Source organism: Pseudoalteromonas sp. SG41-2 (assembly GCF_014164535.1).
Lineage (GTDB): Bacteria > Pseudomonadota > Gammaproteobacteria > Enterobacterales > Alteromonadaceae > Pseudoalteromonas > Pseudoalteromonas rhizosphaerae.
Map to the genome: position 1 here is coordinate 1 of NZ_JACJFK010000117.1, position 512 is coordinate 512.

The following is a 512-nucleotide window of genomic DNA, read 5'->3' on the forward strand; positions in this document are numbered from 1 at the left end:
GAGCTTTGTGAAAAAGTGCTATTTATATTAGCGGCGCCATTGCCATTGACTTTTACTGAGCTGGCAACATCTGTAACGTCACTTGATTGCGCTTTATTTGCGTATGGAATTGGTACAACGCTAGTCCCAATTGTGGTTAAGCAGACATCCACCGTCATAAGTTTGCCGCCACTATCTTGATGTACAGCGGTGCGACCATTTATCAGCACATTTTGCCCCGATACAGCTTGTACTTGTGGTGCTTGTGAAGCTGTATCTTTAATAAGCTGCTCTTGGTTACCGGCTTGCCAACCTAAATGCGTTGATACTAAATCTAAGAATGCTTGCGCGTTACTAACGGGTTTATTTACATCCATATTAGTTTGCGGTTCATTCCATGGCAGCCTTGGTTCGTTTTTTTGGCTATCCCATTGTGGCGGTGGAATAATATAATCAGGTATAAAAATATTTACCATTTCACCGAGGGTTTTCTCGCGGTATTTTGGCCTGGCAATCTCAGCTAAAAAGGCGGC

General features: G+C 43.2%; 1 protein-coding gene. It reads right to left on the reverse strand.

Annotated features, from left to right (window positions below; all coding sequences use genetic code 11):
• The coding region (locus H5186_RS22715) for a PAAR-like domain-containing protein (RefSeq protein ID WP_182795061.1) at nt 1–512 on the reverse strand (512 nt) is incomplete at both ends.